Origin of the sequence: Burkholderia stagnalis (assembly GCF_039848545.1) — a bacterium.
Lineage (GTDB): Bacteria > Pseudomonadota > Gammaproteobacteria > Burkholderiales > Burkholderiaceae > Burkholderia > Burkholderia stagnalis.
The window spans coordinates 3,120,810-3,138,390 of the sequence record NZ_CP156686.1 but is presented as its reverse complement, the minus strand read 5'-3'; the positions used below and the strand labels follow the sequence as shown (position 1 = coordinate 3,138,390).

Here is a 17,581-nt window from a genome sequence, read left to right as displayed (position 1 = left end):
ATCTTCCAGGGGCTGGCCGCCGGAAGGGCCGATCGTTGCGTCATGCTTCTCGCGAATACGCCCGGTATTCGCTTCGTCGCAGTCCTTGCGCTCGGCCCTTCCGGCGGCCGGCGCAAGCCCGTTATGAGCGGGAACAGGCCCTCAGGCGGCGTGCGCCGGTCACTTCGGCTTGACGACGTCGGTCTGCTTGCCCGAGCTGCCGATCACGTCCTTCTTCCAGCGCTCGATCCACACCGGCTTCTTCGCCATCACCTGGCTCCAGTCGACCGGGATCAGCTTCACGCCCGCGATCGCCTTCTTGACCGCCTCGCCGTTCTTGCCGGCGAGCGGCACGTCGGTGCGGCCCGGGATGCCGTACATGTCCGGCACCTTCGACTGCACGTCCGTCGACATCAGGTAGTCGATCAGCTTCTTGCCGGCGTCCTGGTTCGGGCCGCTCTTGATCAGGCCGATGCCGTACGGCAGCTGGAACGTCGTCGGCTGGTCGCCGTCCTTCGCCGCGAGGAAGATCGGCTTGATCGACAGGCCGCCGTGCTCGGCGTCGTCGAGGTCCATCTGCAGGTCGCCGTTCGCGACGTTGATCTCGTTGCGCGACAGCAGCACGTTCAGGTAGCCCGTGCCCTTGGTGTGGAACTTCACGCTCTGCGACAGCTTCGCGAGATAGTCGAACGCCTTGTCCTCGCCCATCAGCGTGGTCGTCAGGATCAGCACGGCCATCCCGTCGCCGGCCGTGGCCGGGTTCGAGTACGCGATCTTGCCCGCGTAGTTCGGCGACAGCAGGTCGGCGAACGTCTTCGGCTGCTGCTTGACGACTTCCGGGTTGATCGCGAACGAGAAGTAGTTGTTCACGAACGTCGCCCAGGTGCCGTCTTCCGCCTTCGCGATCGCCGGCACGTTCTTGTAGTTGACGCTCTGGTACGCCTGCAGCAGGCCCATCTGGCCGGCTTGCTGGATGAACGGCGGCAGCGTGACGATCACGTCGGCCTTCGGCGAATTCTTCTCGACGTTCGCGCGGTTCACGACTTCGCCGCTGCCCGCCGTGACGATGTTGACCTTCACGCCTTCCTTCTTCTCGAACGCCGGCAGCACGTCGCGATAGAGGTTCTCGAGGCCGTCCGCCGTATACAGCACGACCGCGCTCGCGGCGTGGGCCGGCAGCGCGGCGCCTTGCAGCAGACCGGCGGCGCAGGCGGCCAGCGCGAGCTTGCGGAACGCGCCGGCACCGGCGCGCGGGGAATTCTGCTGTGTCATCTCACTTCTCCGTAGACGGGACATCAAACGGCCGGGGCACGACCGGCTCTGTCGACCAGAGTTGGCGCTTCAGCGCTTACTCTGGCCCCATAGAGCAGTAATAGGGGCGACCCGCCAACGGGCCCGCCTCGTCGCCGCCCGAGCGGTCCTGGACCGATGCGGTTTCGTGCGGCAAGCGAAGGATCACAGCGTTCGATGACAACCCCGTGACGACCGCCACAATATCCAAAAAATGACACATTTTGCCAATATCATACACATCGATCCGGAGACGCCGATCTGCGCTCTGCCCCTGTTCCCGTTAGAGAGAACCCGATGCCCTCACCCGATCCGATCCTGCTCACGCCCGGCCCGCTGACCACCTCCGCCGCGACCCGCCACGCGATGCAACGCGACTGGGGATCGTGGGATGCGGCATTCAATCAGCTGACCGACAGCGTCTGCGCCGACCTCGCCGGCATCGCGCACGGGCGCGACGAATATGTGTGCGTGCCGATGCAGGGCAGCGGCACGTTCGCGGTCGAGGCCGCGCTCGGCACGCTGGTGCCGCGCGACGGCGTCGTGCTCGTGCCGGACAACGGCGCGTACTGCGCGCGCATCCTGAAGATCCTCGGCCGGCTCGGCATCGACGCGATCGCGCTGCCGTTCGGCGAGGACGCCGCCGCCGATCCGGCCGCGCTCGAGGCGGCCTTCGCTCGCGAGCCGCGCATCACGCACGTCGCGCTCGTGCATCTGGAGACCAGCGCCGGCATCCTGAACCCGCTCGACGAGATCGCCGCGCTGTGCCGCCGGCGCGGCAAGCGGCTGATCGTCGACGCGATGAGCTCGTTCGGCGCGCTGCCGATCACGCTCGACGGCAGCGGCATCGACGCGCTGATTTCCGCGAGCGGCAAATGTCTGGAAGGCGTGCCGGGGATGGGGTTCGCGATCGTGCGGCGCGCGGCGCTCGAGGCCAGCGAGGGCAACGCGCGGTCGCTCGCGCTCGACCTGTACGACCAGTACGCGTACCTGCGCAAGACGGGCCAGTGGCGCTTCACGCCGCCGACGCACGTGGTCGCCGCGCTGCGCGCCGCGCTCGACCAGTTCCTCGCCGAAGGCGGCCAGCCCGTGCGCGGCGCGCGCTACGCGGAGAACTGCCGGACGCTGGTCGAATCGATGCGCGCGCTCGGCTTCGCGCCGTTTCTCGCCGAACGCGTGCAGGCGCCCGTGATCGTGACCTTCCACGCGCCGGCCGATCCGGCCTACGACTTCCAGCGCTTCTACGACGCGGTGCGCGACGCCGGCTTCATCCTCTATCCGGGCAAGCTCACGCAGCTCGAGACGTTCCGGGTCGGCTGCATCGGTGCGATCGACGCCGACGACGTCCGGCGCGCGGTCGCCGCGATCGCGCAAGCGATCGAATCGCTCGGCATTTCGCTGCGCCGCGCGTAAAACGAACGAAAGACAGGCGAAAAAAAGCCCGGCGGTTCGATCCGCCGGGCCCAGCTCACTGCACCTGCATGGATTGCGTTACAGCACGATCCGCTTGATGTCGCCGACGACGAAGATGTACGACGCCGCGCCGATCAGCGCGATCACGCCGATGAACACCAGCGCGCCGACGAACGAGCCGGTCGACGCAACGATGAAGCCGACGACCAGCGGCGTGATGATGCCGGCCAGGTTCGCGGCGAAGTTGAAGATGCCGCCCGTCACGCCGAGCAGGCCGTCCGGCGCGATGTCGGACACGAGCGTCCAGCCGAGCGCGGCCATCCCCTGCGCGAAGAACGCGACCGACATGATCGCGATCACGGCCTCGTTGCTCTGCACGTAGTTCGCGAGAATGATCGTCGATGCGAGCAGCAGGCCCGCGATGATCGGCAGCTTGCGCGCGAGGTTCGCGGATTTGCCGCGGCGCAGCAGCCAGTCGGACAGGATCCCGCCGAACATCACGCCGACCGACGCGGCGATGAACGGCATGATCGCGAAGAAGCCGATCTTCAGCCAGCCCATGTGGCGCTCGGTCGCGAGATAGGTCGGGAACCAGGTCAGGAAGAACACCAGCGTCGAGTTGCCCGCGAACTGGCCGAGGCAGATGCCCGCGAGCTGGCGCTTCTTCAGCAGCTTGCCGGCCATGCTCCAGCTGAATTTCGCCTGCCCGGGCCGGTCGTCCTTCTTCGCGCTGTGCGCGAGGCCGCCGCCCGCTTCGATGTACTCGAGCTCCTCCTTGTTCGCGCCCGGATGATTGCGCGGCTCATGGTAGAACTTCCACCAGACCAGGCCGAACGCGATGCCGACGCCGCCGACCACCCAGAACAGCGAGCGCCAGCCGAACGCGCCCATCAGCGCGAACAGCATCGGGCTGAAGAACGCGAGGCCGATGTACTCGCCGACCGTATAAGTGCCGGTCGCCATCGCGCGCTCGTTCTGCGGGAACCACGTCGCGACCACCCGGCTGTTGGTCGGGAAGCACGGCGCTTCCGTGACGCCAAGGCCGAGGCGGCACGCGAGCAGCGTTGCGACGCCGGGCACGAAGCCCTGCAGCAGCGTGCACAGCGACCACAGCGTCATCGACCAGTAATAGGTGATCTTGCTGCCGAAGCGGTCGAGAAAGAGGCCGCCCGGTACCTGCATCGCGACATAGGTCCACGAGAACGCGGAGAACATGATGCCCATCACCGCCGCGTTGATGCCGAGCTCCTTGGTGAGCTGCGGCGCAGCCACCCCCAGCACGGTACGGTCGAGGTAGTTGATCATCGTGCCGATCGCGAGCAGCGCGAGAATCTTGTAGCGCGCCGACGTGCGCCGGACCGTGCCGGCCGCCTGCGCCGGACGCGCCGGCGCATGGTTGGTGTGGGTGGTGTGCTGCATGGTCGTCTCCTGGTCTCGTCTTTCTATGAGTCTGAAATGGATCAGCGCCCGACGAGCGACTGAAAGTGATCGAACATCCGCTCGGCGTCGGGCGTGCGTCCGGTGAAGATCTCGAATGCGTCGACGGCCTGGTAGACCGCCATCCCGCCGCCCGGCAGCGTCGCGCAGCCCACCGCGCGCGCTGCCCGGATCAGTTCCGTTTCGAGCGGGAAGTACACGATGTCGGCCACCCACATCCCCGCATGCAGCAGCTCGGCCGGCAGCGGCAGGCCCGGATGCTTCGCCATGCCGGTCGGCGTCGCGTGGATCAGCCCCGTCGCCGCGCGCACGCTGTGCGCGAGGTCGTCGCCCTGCGTGACCCGCGCAGCCGGGAAGCGCGCCTGCAGCTCGCCGGCGAGCGCGCGGGCGCGCGCCGCATCGACGTCGAAGATCGCCAGTTCGGCCGCGCCCATCTGCAGCGCGGCATGCGCGACGGCCGCCCCGGCGCCGCCCGCGCCAAGCTGGACGACGCGCGCGAGCGACGCATCGGGCAGCCCGCGCCGGAACGACTTCGCGAAACCCGACCAGTCGGTGTTGTGGCCGATCCGCTTGCCGTCCTTGAACAGTACGGTGTTCACGGCGCCGAGCGCGCGCGCGTCGTCGGACAGCGCGTCGAGATGCTCGATCACGCGCTGCTTGCACGGATGCGTGATGTTCAGGCCCGTGTAGCCCATCTGCTCGGCGGCCGCGAGCAGTTGCGGCAGCGCGTCGACGGTGACGCCGAGCACGTCGAGGTCGATGCGCCGGTACACGTAGCCGAACCCCTGGCGGAACCCCTCTTCTTCATGCATCGCGGGCGACAGCGAGCCGCCGATGCCCTGGCCGATCAGGCCGATCAGAAAGGACGGACGGCTCATTGCTCGGCTCCCTGCGAAAGAATGGTCGACATGCGCTGCAGCGCGAACACGTAGCCTTCGGTGCCGCAGCCGCAGATCACGGCCTCGGCGACCGCCGACACGTACGAGTGGTGGCGGAACGGTTCGCGGCGATGCACGTTCGAGATGTGAACTTCGATCACCGGCTTGTCGATCGCGGACAGCGCATCGGCCAGCGCGACCGACGTATGCGTGTACGCGGCGGGGTTGATCACGACGCCGTGCGCGTCGTGGCGCGCCGCGTGCAGCCAGTCGATCAGCTGGTGCTCGGCGTTCGACTGGCGGAATTCGATCTCCAGCCCGAGCGCATCGGCCGCGGCGCGGCAGCGTTGCTCCACGTCGGCGAGGGTTTCCGCGCCGTAGATGTGGGGCTCGCGCGTCCCCAGCAGATTCAGGTTCGGGCCGTTCAGCACCAGGACCTTGCGCTTGCTCATGTCAGTTGCTCCGAAAACGGGGGCTCATCGCTACGCGACTTCGCCCCCTGACGTCAAGATTCGACGCTAGTGTGCGCTTGCGCAAACGCAAAGTCTTTTCGGGTTTTCGCTAATTTGTACCAACTAGTTAGTTTGTATAATTCGACGCACCATCCCAGTAAATTCGGGATATGGCGCGCGCAGCGGGCTCAACGACTGGTTCAATTCAGGGTCGGTCCGGCGCGCGCCACCCCGCTCATCCGCAGGATTCGCCCATGCAGCGCTCGATCGCCACCGTGTCCCTGTCCGGCACGCTCGCCGAGAAGCTCGCCGCCATCCAGGCCGCGGGTTTCGACGGCGTCGAAATCTTCGAGAACGACCTCGTCTACTTCGACGGATCGCCCGCCGACGTGCGGGCCATGGCCGCCGATCTCGGCCTCGACATCGTGCTGTTCCAGCCGTTCCGCGATTTCGAGGGCGTCAGCCCCGCGCAGCTCGCGCGCAATCTCGACCGCATCCGGCGCAAGTTCGACGTGATGCATGCGCTCGGCACCGATCGCATCCTCGTCTGCAGCAACGCGTCGCCCGACACGATCCCCGACGATGCGCTGCTGGTCGACCAGCTCGGCGCGCTCGCCGAGGCGGCGCAGCAGGCGGGTGTCGTCGCCGCCTACGAGGCGCTGGCGTGGGGCCGGGTCGTGAACACGTACGGCCATGCGTGGCGGCTCGTGAACGCGGTGAACAACCCGCACCTCGGGCTCGCGCTCGACAGCTTCCACACGCTGTCGCTCGACGATTCGCCGGACGCGATCGCCGACATCCCCGGCGACCGGATCGCGTTCGTGCAGATCGCCGACGCGCCGAAGCTCGTGATGGACGTGATCGAATGGAGCCGCCATTTCCGCTCGTTTCCCGGCCAGGGCGACTTCGACCTCGCGCGCTTCACCGCGCGCGTGATCGAGGCCGGCTACACGGGGCCGCTGTCGCTCGAGATCTTCAACGACGGCTTCCGCGCGGCGCCGACCGCGCTCACGGCGGCCGACGGCCACCGCTCGCTGCTCTACCTCGAGGAGCTCACGCGTGCGCAGCTCGCGCGGGAAGGCCGTGCGCCCGCCGCGAGCCAGCCGTTGTTCGCGCCGCCCGCACCGCCGGCACACGTCGGCTTCCAGTTCATCGAATTCGCGGTCGACTCGCGCGCGGCGGCCAATGTCGGCGAATGGCTCGGCAAGATGCGCTTCCGGCTCGCCGGCCGCCACCGCTCGAAGGACGTGACGCTGTTCCAGCACGGCGCCGCGTCGATCGTGCTGAACGCGGAGCGCGATTCGTTCGCCGATGCGTTCTTCCAGCAGCACGGGCTGTCGCTGTGCGCGTCGGCGTTTCGCGTCGACGACGCGAAGGTCGCGTTCGAACGCGCGGCGGGTTTCGGCTATGCGCCGTTTTCCGGGCGCGTCGGCCCGAACGAGCGCGTGCTGCCGAGCGTGAAGGCGCCGGACGGCAGCCTCGAATACTTCGTCGACGAAACCCCGGACGCGCCGACGCTGTACGAATCCGACTTCGTGCTGACCGACATCGACGGCCCGAGCGAAGTCGGCCCGCTGACCGGCATCGACCACGTGTGCCTCGCGCTGCCGGGCGACGCGCTCGACACGTGGATCCTGTTCTTCAAGACGGCGTTCGGCTTCGAGGCCGAACGCAGCTGGCTGGTGCCCGACCCGTACGGGCTGATGCGCAGCCGCGCGGTGCGCAGCGCGGACGGCTCGGTGCGGATCGCGCTGAACGCGTCGGTCGACCGCCACACCGCGGTGGCCGAGTCGCTCGACCGCTACCACGGCACCGGGCTGAACCACGTCGCGTTCCGCACCGACGACATCGTGAAAACGGTCGCCGAGTTCGCGGCCGACGGCGTGCCGTTCCTGCGCATCCCGCGCAACTACTACGACGACCTCGCCGCGCGCTACGCGCTGCCGGACGCGCTCATCGACACGCTGAGCGCACACCACCTGCTGTACGACCGCGACGAACACGGCGGCGAGTTCCTGCATGCGTATACGGAGCTGGTCGACAACCGGTTCTCGCTGGAGATCGTCGAGCGCCGCGGCGGATACGACGGCTACGGCGCGGCGAACGCGGCCGTTCGCCTGGCGGCCCAGGCGCAGCGCAGAAAATAAGGGGCAGGGAAAAACCGGGTGCGACGAAAGGTCATCGCCTATTTGTCTGGTGAATCGGCCGCACATGCACTACGCTGGCGCAAGTGCTGTCGGACGCCCGCCTGAAGCGGCTTGCGCCGATCGGGTTCGCAAAGCCGCCGCCGGGCCGTTACATGCTGTAACCACCGGCTCGCCGCGGCCGGTCAATGATCGGGGCGTTTTAAGAATCGCTTAAGTCTTCGACGGCACCATCCGCAACCATATCCGAAGACACTCTCGAAATAGGAGGACAGCGATGAGCGCCGTAGATGCACCCGCGGGCCGCCCGGCCGCGCCCCCTGCCAAACCCAAGACGATGCTGCGGCGCCTGCTCAGCCATCACGAAATCGCGACGCTGCTCGTGCTGCTGCACGCGCCGATCGGCGCGAGCGCGGCCAAACCCGAACTCCCTGCGCTGCAGGAAGACGGCCTCGTCGAGATGGTCAAGCTCGACGCCGACACGCAGCCGAGCTTCCGCCTGACGGAAAACGGCACGGCCGTGCTGAAAGGGCTCGGCTACCGCTGAACCGGCGGATCGCCCGCCGCCCCACCCACCGCGCCGGCTGTTGCCGGCGCGCGCCGTTTACCCCGCCCTTACCCGTTACCCCGCCCGATCCTGCAGCATCATCCGGTATTCCGTCGGCGTCACGCCGACCGTCGCCTTGAACTGGCGCGTGAACGCGCTGTGATCGGTGTACCCGCATAGCGCCGCCACGTCGGTCACCTTGTCGTGCGTGATCAGCAGCGCGGTCGCGGCGTCGAGCCGCGTCTTCAGCAGCACCTGGCGCGGCGTCAGGTGGAACACCTTGTGGAAATAGCGCTCGAGCTGCGCGACCGACATCCCGGCCATCAGCGCGAGCTGCTTCAGGTTCAGCGGCTGCACGTAGTGATCCTGGATGTACTGGACCACGTCCGCGAGCTTGCTGTAGGCCGGGTGCGAACCTTCCTGCGCCTTCAGGTCGCGCGAGATGCCGGCGAGCCCGACCACCTTGCCGGCCGCGTCGCGCAGCGGTTCCTTGCAGGTCAGGCACCAGCCCGGCTGGCGGCCCGGGTACAGATGCAGTTCGAGCTGGTCCATCAGCTGGTGGCCGGCGTTGATCGTCGCCATGTCCTGCTCGAAGTAGCCGTGGCCGAAGCGGCGCGGAAACACTTCGTCGGTGGTCTTGCCGAGCAGGTCGCGCTTGTCCTTGTAGCCGCAGCGCATCGCGAGCGTGCGGTTGACCAGCGCGTAGCGGCCGTCGGCATCCTTCACGAAGAACGCGACGTCGGGCAGCGCATCGAACACCGGCTCGAGCAGGCGGAAGTGCGCGAGCATCGCGCCGAAATCGGCGTTCTCGGGCTGGTAGCGCAAGGTGTCGGACAGGCTCATGGACGGTACGGCAAGCAAGGTCGTCATCCCGGCATCCGCTAGGCGAGTGGCTGATGGCGTCGATTATAGGAGCGCGCCCCGCATCCGGCGCGCCGGCGCGGTGCGGCGCCGCTTCGGGCGCGCACGCGTGCGCGCCCGAAGCCGCCATCCTAAAAAACGCCGCCGCGCCGCGTCTTGGCGCGATTGCGCATGCGGGATGACGATTTCAGCATATATCAGGGTAATCGACGATATGCCGAAATCGTCGCCAGCCGCGCTCCGAACACGCAAGACGCGTGCATTTTCGCTACCTAGACTTGCTTCACGGTCACGAGACGACACACGGCCATGCCGGCATGCGACACGCACACGATGCCGCAATCGCCATACGGCACGCCGATTTCGGCACAGCCAGGCCGGCGCGTCTCGCCCGGTTCACCGGCGCCGGCCCCTGCTCGCCCGCCGGCCCAACCACGCCATCAAGGGGAAGTGAAAGTGAAGCTGAAGGTATCGCACGTCGCGCTGGCCGCCGCCTGCGCACTGTCGGGCGCCCACGCCATCGCCGCCGACGTCGTCAAGATCGGTTTCGCCGCGCCGCTCACCGGCCCGCAATCGAACTACGGCACCGACATGCAGAAAGGCGTGCAGCTCGCGATCGCCGATTTCAACGCGACGCATCCGACGATCGGCGGCAAGCCGGTCACGTTCCAGCTCGACTCGCAGGACGACCAGGCCGACCCGCGCACCGGCACGACCGTCGCGCAGCGCCTGATCGACGACAACGTGAGCGGCGTGATCGGCCACTTCAACTCGGGCACCAGCATCCCGGCGTCCGATCTGTACGATCGCGCGGGGCTGCCGCAGATCTCGATGGCAACCTCGCCGCAATACACCGCGCGCGGCTACAAGACCACCTACCGGCTGCTGACGAGCGACGCGCAGGCGGGCCGCATCGTCGGCACCTACGCGGTGAAGACCCTGCACTTCAAGCGCATCGCGATCATCGACGACCGCACCGCGTACGGCCAGGGCATCGCCGACGAATTCGCGAAGGCCGTGCAGGCCGCGGGCGGCACGATCATCAAGCGCGACTTCACGAACGACAAGGCGCTCGACTTCTCCGCGATCCTGACCAACCTGAAGGGGATGAATCCCGACGCGATCTTCTACGGCGGCGGCGACGCGCAATCGTCGCCGATGATCCGCAAGATGCGCCAGCTCGGGATGAAATCCGCATTCGTGACGGGCGAGATGTCGCGCTCGCCGACGTTCCTGAAGGTCGGCGGCGATGCGGCCGAAGGCGCGATCGTCTACATGGGCGGGCTGCCGAAGGAGAAGATGCCCGGCTTCGCCGGCTACGCCGCACGCTACAAGGCGCGCTTCAACGAAGACGTGATCACCTATTCGCCCTACGCGTACGACGGCACGATGGCGCTGCTCACCGCGATGAAGGACGCCAACTCGACCGACCCGAAGGTCTACACGCCGTATCTCGGCAAGCTGGCGATCAAGGGCGTGTCGGCCCCCAGCATCGCGTACGACCCGAAGGGCGACCTGAAGGATGCGCCGGTGACGATCTACAAGGTCGAGCGCGGCGCGTTCAAGCCGGTCGACACGATCGCCGGCAACTGATAGGCGAGATTCCTTCCCGCGCGGCGCGCCAGCGGCTCACCGGCCGCCCGCGCCGCGCACTTCGGCGGCACGGTCCCAAGCCTTCCTCAGCGCACACCCGCGCGCGCATTTCGCGCTCCTGTAGAATCCCCCCACCCGCTTTGACGCTTCGTCTGCGCCGCGCCCCATCCCGGTGCGGCGATGCGCGTCGCGTGCCCCATCCGGCACCCGGCACGCTTCGACGATGCAAGCCGCGCCTTGTCAGTCCATGCCGATAGCGGGCCCTGGAGACGCAGCACCGACAACAACATTCAAAAACCGATCGCCCTGAACATGCAAGCTTCCGAACTGAGCGGCGTCCCGCGCGCCGCAGAGCGCGCGCTGACGCGCAGCGACTACAAGACCCTCGGCCTCGCCGCACTCGGCGGTGCGCTCGAGTTCTACGACTTCATCATTTTCGTGTTCTTCGCGCCCGCGATCGGGCAGCTGTTCTTCCCGCACGATATTCCCGACTGGCTGCGCACGCTGCAGACCTACGGCATCTTCGCGGCCGGCTACCTCGCGCGCCCGCTCGGCGGCGTGATCATGGCGCACTTCGGCGACCTCGTCGGCCGCAAGCGGATGTTCACGCTGAGCGTGCTGATGATGTCGGTGCCGACGCTGCTGATGGGCCTGCTGCCGACCTACGACACGGTCGGCATCCTCGCGCCCGTGCTGCTGCTGCTGTTCCGCATCCTGCAGGGCGCGGCAGTGGGCGGCGAGGTGCCCGGCGCGTGGGTGTTCGTGTCCGAGCACGTGCCGTCGCGCCACATCGGCTATGCGTGCGGCACGCTCACCGCGGGCCTGACGGCCGGCATCCTGCTCGGCTCGCTGGTGGCCGCGGGCATCAACAGCCGCTACTCGAGCAGCGAAGTCGCCGCGTTCGCGTGGCGCATCCCGTTCCTGCTCGGCGGCGTGTTCGGCCTGTTCTCCGTCTACCTGCGCCGCTGGCTGCACGAGACGCCGGTGTTCGCCGAGATGAAGGCGAAGAAGGCGCTCGCGGCCGAGATCCCGCTGAAGGCCGTGCTGCGCGACCACGGCCGCGCGGTGATCGTGTCGATGCTGCTGACGTGGATGCTGTCGGCGGCGATCGTCGTCGTGATCCTGATGACGCCCGCGCTGCTGCAGAAGCAGTTCCACCTGACGCCCGCCACGACGCTGTTCGCGAACAGCATCGCGACGCTGTGCCTGACCGCCGGCTGCATCACCGCGGGCTCGCTCGCCGGCGCGATCGGCGCGAAGCGCGTGCTCGGCATCGGCGGCCTCGTGCTGGCCGCGTGCTATTACCTGCTGTTCGCGCGGGTCGCGGCCGACGCGTCGACGCTGCCGATCTACTACGGCATCGCGGGCTTCGCGGTCGGCACGATCGGCGCGGTGCCATACGTGATGGTGAAAAGCTTCCCGGCGGTCGTACGGTTCTCGGGGATCTCGTTCTCGTACAACGTCGCCTATGCGATCTTCGGCGGCCTCACGCCGGTGATCGTGTCGCTGATGATGAAGTCGAATCCGCTCGCGCCGGTGATGTACGTGGCGGCGATCTGCGTGCTCGGCGCGATCGCCGTGCAGTTCGCGAAGGACGCGCGCTAACGCCGCGCCGAGGCGACGTGCCTGCAAGCGCGCGCCGCCGAACGTCGAAGGGCCGAATTCCGCAGCGCGCGGGATTCGGCCCTTTCGTTATCCGCGCGTCAAAGCGCTCAGCGCAGCGAACCGTACGACGAGTTGCCGCGGCGCGCGCCGTCGATGCTCGCGCCGCCCGCGCCGGTCACGAACAGCAGCAGGAAACCGCCGGCAATCGCGACGTTCTTCCAGAAGTGGATCACCATGTCATGCTGGACCGCGGGGTTCGTCGCGTCCCAGAAGTTGTGCCCGATCACGGCGGTCGCGAACGTATAGAACGCCATCAGCAACGCGAGCGGCTTCACCTTGTAGCCGACGATCAGCAGCAGCGCGCCGAGCCCTTCGATCGCGACGACGAGCGGCGCGACGATGGTCGTCAACGGCACGTTCATGCCGCGCAGGTAGCCGACGAAATCGCCATAGCCGAGCAGCTTCATCACGCCGCCCCATAGAAACAGCGCCGCCAGCGCCAGGCGCGCGAAAAAAATGACGCCGGAATCGACGGGACGCGTCATGCCTTTCTCCTCGTTGCAGTTCGGCCGGCCGCGCGGGATCGTGCCCCATGCGGCTCGCCGGGCCTGCCCGGCCCGGCAAATGGGCCAGAATAGAGGCACTTTCCGCCGCATCCAAGCAAAAGGTTGTACCAAATCTTTACAGAGCGGCGCCCGGTTCCGGACAACGAAACAATCGACGCGTTCAGCCCGCGTCGCTCAACAACACGCCCTTCTTGAACAGGAAGCAGCCGTAGCCGCGCGGCTCGCCGGTGACGATCACCGCGTAGGCCTGCTGCGCGCGCACATAGAACGCGAACCGGTCGATGCCGGCGAGCGGCACCGCGCGCCCTTCCGCGCGATCGATTTCGGCCTGCACTTCGCGCTGCACCGGCGGCACCGCGGCCGGATCGCCGACGACTTCCATCCGCCATGCGGGCGTTTCGACGAAGGTGTCGAGCGGCAGCACCGACAGCACCGCGCGCGCGACGCGCGCCGAATCGGCGCCGTCGATCCGCAGCGCGCGGCCGACCGCGGTGTGCCGCGCGACCGACTCCGCCGGGAAATTCGCATCGCAGATGGCGACTTCGTCGCCGTGGCCCATCGCGCGCAGCGCGTGCAGGATGTCGGCGTGCAGCAGCGGATCGAGATTCTTCAGCATGTCGGCGGGTCTCCGGGGTCGTGAACGAACCGCATAACGTTACCCGATCCCGACGCCCGCCTCCATACGACGACGGGCGCCCGAAGGCGCCCGTCTGCCTGCCGACCGTCCGATCGAACGCCCGCGCGTCAGGTCACCGGCGCCGGGTTGAACAGCGCCAGCGCGTTCGCGAGCTTCCATTGCTCGGCCCACGTGCGCCGCTTGCCACTCGCGACGTCGAGCATCAGCCGGAACAGTTTCCAGCCCACCTCCTCGATGGTCGCCGCGCCGGTGGCGATCTGCCCGGCATCGAGATCCATCAGGTCGTGCCAGCGGCGCGCGAGGTCGCTGCGCGTCGCGACCTTGATCACCGGCACCTGCGCGAGACCGTACGGCGTGCCGCGCCCGGTCGTGAACACGTGCAGGTTCATCCCCGCCGCGAGCTGCAGCGTGCCGCAGATGAAATCGCTTGCGGGCGTGGCCGCGTACAGCAGCCCCTTTTGCTTCGCGCGCTCGCCGGGCGGCACGACCCCGCTGATCGGCGCGCTGCCCGACTTCACGATCGAGCCCATCGCCTTCTCGACGATGTTCGACAGGCCGCCCTTCTTGTTGCCGGGCGTCGTGTTCGCGCTGCGGTCGACGCGGCCGCGCTGCAGGTAGCGGTCGTACCAGTCCATCTCGCGGATGATCGCGCGCGCGACGTCCTCGTTCGCCGCGCGCGACGTGAGCTGCGCGACGCCGTCGCGCACTTCGGTCACCTCGGAGAACATGATCGTCGCGCCGGCGCGCACCAGCAGGTCGGCCGCGAAGCCGACCGCCGGGTTGGCGGTCAGGCCCGAGAACGCGTCGCTGCCGCCGCACTGCACGCCGACCACGAGATCCGACGCCGGGCAGGTTTCGCGCCGGCGGCAGTCCAGCCGCGCCAGATGCGACTCGGCCATCCGCATGATCGAGTCGATCATCGACTCGAAGCCGATGTGCGCGGCGTCCTGCAGGCACACTACGCCGCCGTTATCGCCAGGTTCACCATCGGCCGCGACCGGGATCACGCCCGGCGGCAGCAAGCGCTCCGGCTGCAGCTTCTCGCAGCCGAGGCTCACCGTCATCACCTCGCCGCCGAAGTTCGGGTTCAGGCTGATGTTGCGCAGCGTGCGGATCGGGATGTCGGCGTCCGGCGCATCGATCGCGACGCCGCAGCCGTACGTGTGCTCGAGGCCAACCACGTCGTCGACGTTCGGGTAGCGCGGCAGCAGCTCCGCCTTGATGCGCCGCACCGCGTGCTCGACGACGCCCGATACGCACTGCACCGTCGTCGTGATCGCGAGGATGTTGCGCGTGCCGGCCGAGCCGTCCGGATTGCGGAAGCCCTCGAACGTATAGCCTTCGAGCGGCGGCAGCGGCGACGCCGCGCGGGTCGCGAGCGGCAGGTCGTCGAGCCCGGGCGGCTCGGGCATGCGCATCGTGCGCTCGTTGACCCAGCTGCCGCGCCGCAGGTCGGTCAGCGCATAGCCGATCACCACGTTGTAGCGGACGATCGGGTCGCCGGCCGCGAGATCGGCCAGCGCGACCTTGTGGCCCTGCGGCACGCGTTCGCGCAGCGTGAGCCCGTCGGCGAACGTCGCGCCCTCGGGCAGGCCGCCGTCGTTGACGACGATCGCGACGTTGTCGTCCGGATGCACGCGGATGTAGAGCGGGGAAGCAGTCATCGGAATTCCTGGGGCTACCGTCTTAATTGTTAGTCATCATATGACATTGAGCAGTACCCGGGAATGTTGCGTAAACCCTTACCCGGAAAGACCCTACTTACGCGATAACGGCAAACCGCTTGCGTCACCTTATCCTGCGTTGTACGATGACATACAACGACATCGCCACTCACGGCCCGCATGCCGTTCCCGACGAACCCAGCACTCGCGCTAGACGGACGACCCAACCATGACTTCTCCGCAAGAACTCAAACAGATCATTTCCCACGGCCTGCTGTCGTTTCCGCTGACGGACTTCGACGCGGCAGGCAACTTCCGCCCGGCCACCTATGCCGAGCGCCTCGAATGGCTCGCGCCGTACGGTGCGACCGCGCTGTTCGCCGCCGGCGGCACGGGCGAGTTCTTCTCGCTCACGCAGCGTGAATATTCGGATGTGATCCGCGTCGCGACCGAGACCTGCAAGGGCAAGGTGCCGATCCTGGCCGGCGCGGGCGGCGCGACGCGGGTGGCGATCGAGTACGCGCAGGAAGCCGAGCGCCTCGGCGCGAGCGGCGTGCTGCTGATGCCGCACTACCTGACCGAAGCGAGCCAGGAAGGGATCGCCGAGCACGTCGAGCAGGTGTGCCGCGCGCTGAAGATCGGCGTCGTGGTGTACAACCGCGCGAACTCGAAGCTGGATGCGGACATGCTCGAGCGCCTGGCGGACCGTTGCCCGAACCTGATCGGCTTCAAGGACGGCGTGGGCGACATCGAGAGCATGGTCACGATCCGCCGCCGCCTCGGCGATCGCTTCTCGTACCTCGGCGGGCTGCCGACCGCCGAAGTCTATGCGGCCGCGTACAAGGCGCTCGGCGTGCCGGTGTACTCGTCGGCCGTGTTCAACTTCATTCCGAAGACGGCGATGGCGTTCTACGAGGCGATCGCGAAGGACGACCACGACACGGTGGGCCGCCTGATCGACGAATTCTTCCTGCCGTACCTGAAGATCCGCAATCGCCGCGCGGGCTATGCGGTCAGCATCGTCAAGGCGGGCGCGAAGCTGGTCGGCCACGACGCGGGCCCGGTGCGCGCACCGCTCGTCGACCTGACCGAGGAGGAAGTGGCGCAGCTCGATGTGCTCATCAGGAGGATGGGAGCGCAGTGAGGGCCGCGTCGGGCCAAAGCGGTCAATCGTCCGAAGTGATGCGGCGGCCCGCGTCGGTTTCCACCCTCTCCCCTGCTGCGGGAGTCATGCGGCTCCCGCGCCGCATGCCCGCAGACAGCGCCGATGCGTGCGGGCTGCGTGTCTGGACGGCCAGGCGCTGCCGATGCGCCTCGATACGTCCTTGATGATCGATGGTCGCACTTCTTCATCGCTGTCCGTCGGTCACGTGCAGCAGCATTGCGAGCAAGCAGACGTCTCCGGATAATGTCGGGACTTGATCGAGGATCGCTGCCGCTGAACGCTGGATGACCGATACATTACCCACCGGCCCTTGGGGCGACGATTACCGAAGCTGGCTGACCGAACTCAAACAACGCGTGGAGCGTGCTCGGCAGCGCGCAGCTGCAAGCGCGAACCGCGAGCTCGTCACGCTCTACTGGCAGATCGGCCGCGACATTCTTGAACGGCAGCAACGACAGGGATGGGGGGCGAAGGTCATTGACCAGCTCGCACGGGATCTGAAGTCCGCATTTCCCGACATGCGGGGATTTTCACCGCGCAACCTCAAGTACATGCGCGCGCTTGCACAGGCGTGGCCAGCAGCGGAATTTGTGCAGCAACCTGCTGCACAATTGCCCTGGTTCCATCTCTGCACGCTGCTCGACAAGGTCAAGGATCCCGCTGCTCGCGACTGGTATGCAGGCAAGGCGCTCGAACATGGCTGGTCACGCAATGTCCTTGCCATGCAGGTCGACACGCAGGCCTATGCACGCGCCGGCAATGCCGTGACCAACTTCGACGCGCGGTTACCGCCTCCCCAATCCGATCTCGCACGCGAAGCGCTCAAGGATCCTTACATTTTCGATTTTCTGGGCCTCGCCGAAGATGCGCAGGAACGTGATATCGAACAGGCACTGACGCGTCATATCACGCGATTCCTGCTCGAGCTGGGTGCCGGATTCGCGTTCGTCGGCCGACAGTACCGACTTGTCGTCGGCGGCGACGAGTTCTTCATCGACCTGCTCTTTTACCACCTGAAGCTGCGCAGTTACGTCGTGGTCGAACTCAAGACCACGCCGTTCCGGCCCGAATACGCAGGCCAGCTCAACTTTTACCTGTCCGCCGTCGACGCACAAATCAAGGCGCCAGAGGATCAGCCTACGATCGGCCTGCTGCTCTGCCGGGAAAAGAATCGCCTGGTCGCGGAGTACGCGCTGCGCGGCATGGCCAATCCAATGGGCGTCGCAGAATATCAGTTACTGAGACACGTACCGGAATCACTTGAGGCAGGCTTGCCGTCGATCGATCAAATCGAGGCGGAATTGCTGCCGGATCTGCCGGACGTCGAAGCCTGACCGAAGCAGCAGTAGC

Annotated in this window: 15 protein-coding genes; 7 read left to right on the top strand and 8 right to left on the bottom strand. The window is 67.3% G+C overall.

Annotated elements, in window-relative coordinates; all coding sequences use genetic code 11:
• Positions 1–159: 159 nt before the first annotated feature.
• A complete protein-coding gene (gene phnS, locus ABFO07_RS30750) occupies positions 160–1,251 on the bottom strand; it encodes a 2-aminoethylphosphonate ABC transporter substrate-binding protein (protein WP_060013501.1) in 1,092 nt (363 codons plus the stop codon).
• A gap of 315 nt (positions 1,252–1,566) precedes the next feature.
• Here phnS and ABFO07_RS30745 point away from each other — a divergent pair, with 315 nt between their 5' ends.
• On the top strand, positions 1,567–2,682 hold the full coding sequence (locus ABFO07_RS30745; RefSeq protein ID WP_347469316.1) for a 2-aminoethylphosphonate--pyruvate transaminase: 1,116 nt from the start codon (positions 1,567–1,569) through the stop codon (positions 2,680–2,682).
• Positions 2,683–2,760: 78 nt separating this feature from the next.
• On the opposite strand, the gene ABFO07_RS30740 is transcribed toward ABFO07_RS30745, so the two are convergent.
• The 3 genes from ABFO07_RS30740 to aroQ are packed head-to-tail and all read right to left on the bottom strand — an operon-like array spanning position 2,761 to position 5,449.
• Complete coding sequence (locus tag ABFO07_RS30740; RefSeq protein ID WP_347469315.1) at positions 2,761–4,101, bottom strand: MFS transporter; 1,341 nt, start codon at positions 4,099–4,101, stop codon at positions 2,761–2,763.
• Between the two features lie 41 nt (positions 4,102–4,142).
• Positions 4,143–4,997, bottom strand: a complete 855-nt coding sequence (locus ABFO07_RS30735) for a shikimate dehydrogenase (protein WP_059563797.1) — start codon at positions 4,995–4,997, stop codon at positions 4,143–4,145.
• Positions 4,994–5,449 carry a type II 3-dehydroquinate dehydratase gene (aroQ, locus tag ABFO07_RS30730; protein ID WP_059563796.1) on the bottom strand — a complete coding sequence of 152 codons (456 nt, stop codon included), beginning with the start codon at positions 5,447–5,449 and terminating at the stop codon, positions 4,994–4,996. The genes ABFO07_RS30735 and aroQ overlap by 4 nt, the downstream gene beginning before the upstream one ends.
• A gap of 254 nt (positions 5,450–5,703) precedes the next feature.
• Here aroQ and ABFO07_RS30725 point away from each other — a divergent pair, with 254 nt between their 5' ends.
• A complete protein-coding gene (locus ABFO07_RS30725; RefSeq protein ID WP_059810677.1) occupies positions 5,704–7,596 on the top strand; it encodes a bifunctional sugar phosphate isomerase/epimerase/4-hydroxyphenylpyruvate dioxygenase family protein in 1,893 nt (630 codons plus the stop codon).
• Between the two features lie 274 nt (positions 7,597–7,870).
• Positions 7,871–8,140: a hypothetical protein gene (locus tag ABFO07_RS30720; protein WP_059810676.1), complete on the top strand. Its 270-nt coding sequence runs from the start codon at positions 7,871–7,873 to the stop codon at positions 8,138–8,140.
• Positions 8,141–8,215: 75 nt separating this feature from the next.
• Here ABFO07_RS30720 and ABFO07_RS30715 read toward each other — a convergent pair whose 3' ends face one another.
• On the bottom strand, positions 8,216–9,010 hold the full coding sequence (locus ABFO07_RS30715) for an AraC family transcriptional regulator (RefSeq protein ID WP_059563793.1): 795 nt from the start codon (positions 9,008–9,010) through the stop codon (positions 8,216–8,218).
• 447 nt (positions 9,011–9,457) lie between these two features.
• Between ABFO07_RS30715 and ABFO07_RS30710 the strand changes: the two genes are divergently transcribed.
• Positions 9,458–10,594, top strand: a complete 1,137-nt coding sequence (locus tag ABFO07_RS30710) for a branched-chain amino acid ABC transporter substrate-binding protein (protein WP_081067731.1) — start codon at positions 9,458–9,460, stop codon at positions 10,592–10,594.
• A gap of 312 nt (positions 10,595–10,906) precedes the next feature.
• The gene (locus ABFO07_RS30705) at positions 10,907–12,199 is read left to right on the top strand and encodes an MFS transporter (RefSeq protein WP_124484014.1); all 1,293 of its coding nucleotides are present in this window, start codon (positions 10,907–10,909) and stop codon (positions 12,197–12,199) included.
• A 107-nt stretch (positions 12,200–12,306) separates the two neighbouring features.
• On the opposite strand, the gene ABFO07_RS30700 is transcribed toward ABFO07_RS30705, so the two are convergent.
• The 3 genes from ABFO07_RS30700 to garD all read right to left on the bottom strand — a co-directional run bounded on the left by ABFO07_RS30700 (position 12,307) and on the right by garD (position 15,066).
• Positions 12,307–12,744: a DoxX family protein gene (locus ABFO07_RS30700; protein WP_060013496.1), complete on the bottom strand. Its 438-nt coding sequence runs from the start codon at positions 12,742–12,744 to the stop codon at positions 12,307–12,309.
• 181 nt (positions 12,745–12,925) lie between these two features.
• A complete protein-coding gene (locus tag ABFO07_RS30695; RefSeq protein WP_059563791.1) occupies positions 12,926–13,381 on the bottom strand; it encodes an RbsD/FucU family protein in 456 nt (151 codons plus the stop codon).
• Positions 13,382–13,509: 128 nt separating this feature from the next.
• Complete coding sequence (garD, locus tag ABFO07_RS30690) at positions 13,510–15,066, bottom strand: galactarate dehydratase (protein WP_347469314.1); 1,557 nt, start codon at positions 15,064–15,066, stop codon at positions 13,510–13,512.
• A 229-nt stretch (positions 15,067–15,295) separates the two neighbouring features.
• Between garD and kdgD the strand changes: the two genes are divergently transcribed.
• The gene (gene kdgD / locus ABFO07_RS30685) at positions 15,296–16,210 is read left to right on the top strand and encodes a 5-dehydro-4-deoxyglucarate dehydratase (RefSeq protein WP_059563789.1); all 915 of its coding nucleotides are present in this window, start codon (positions 15,296–15,298) and stop codon (positions 16,208–16,210) included.
• 305 nt (positions 16,211–16,515) lie between these two features.
• Positions 16,516–17,565: a PDDEXK nuclease domain-containing protein gene (locus ABFO07_RS30680; RefSeq protein ID WP_059920598.1), complete on the top strand. Its 1,050-nt coding sequence runs from the start codon at positions 16,516–16,518 to the stop codon at positions 17,563–17,565.
• Positions 17,566–17,581: the final 16 nt, after the last annotated feature.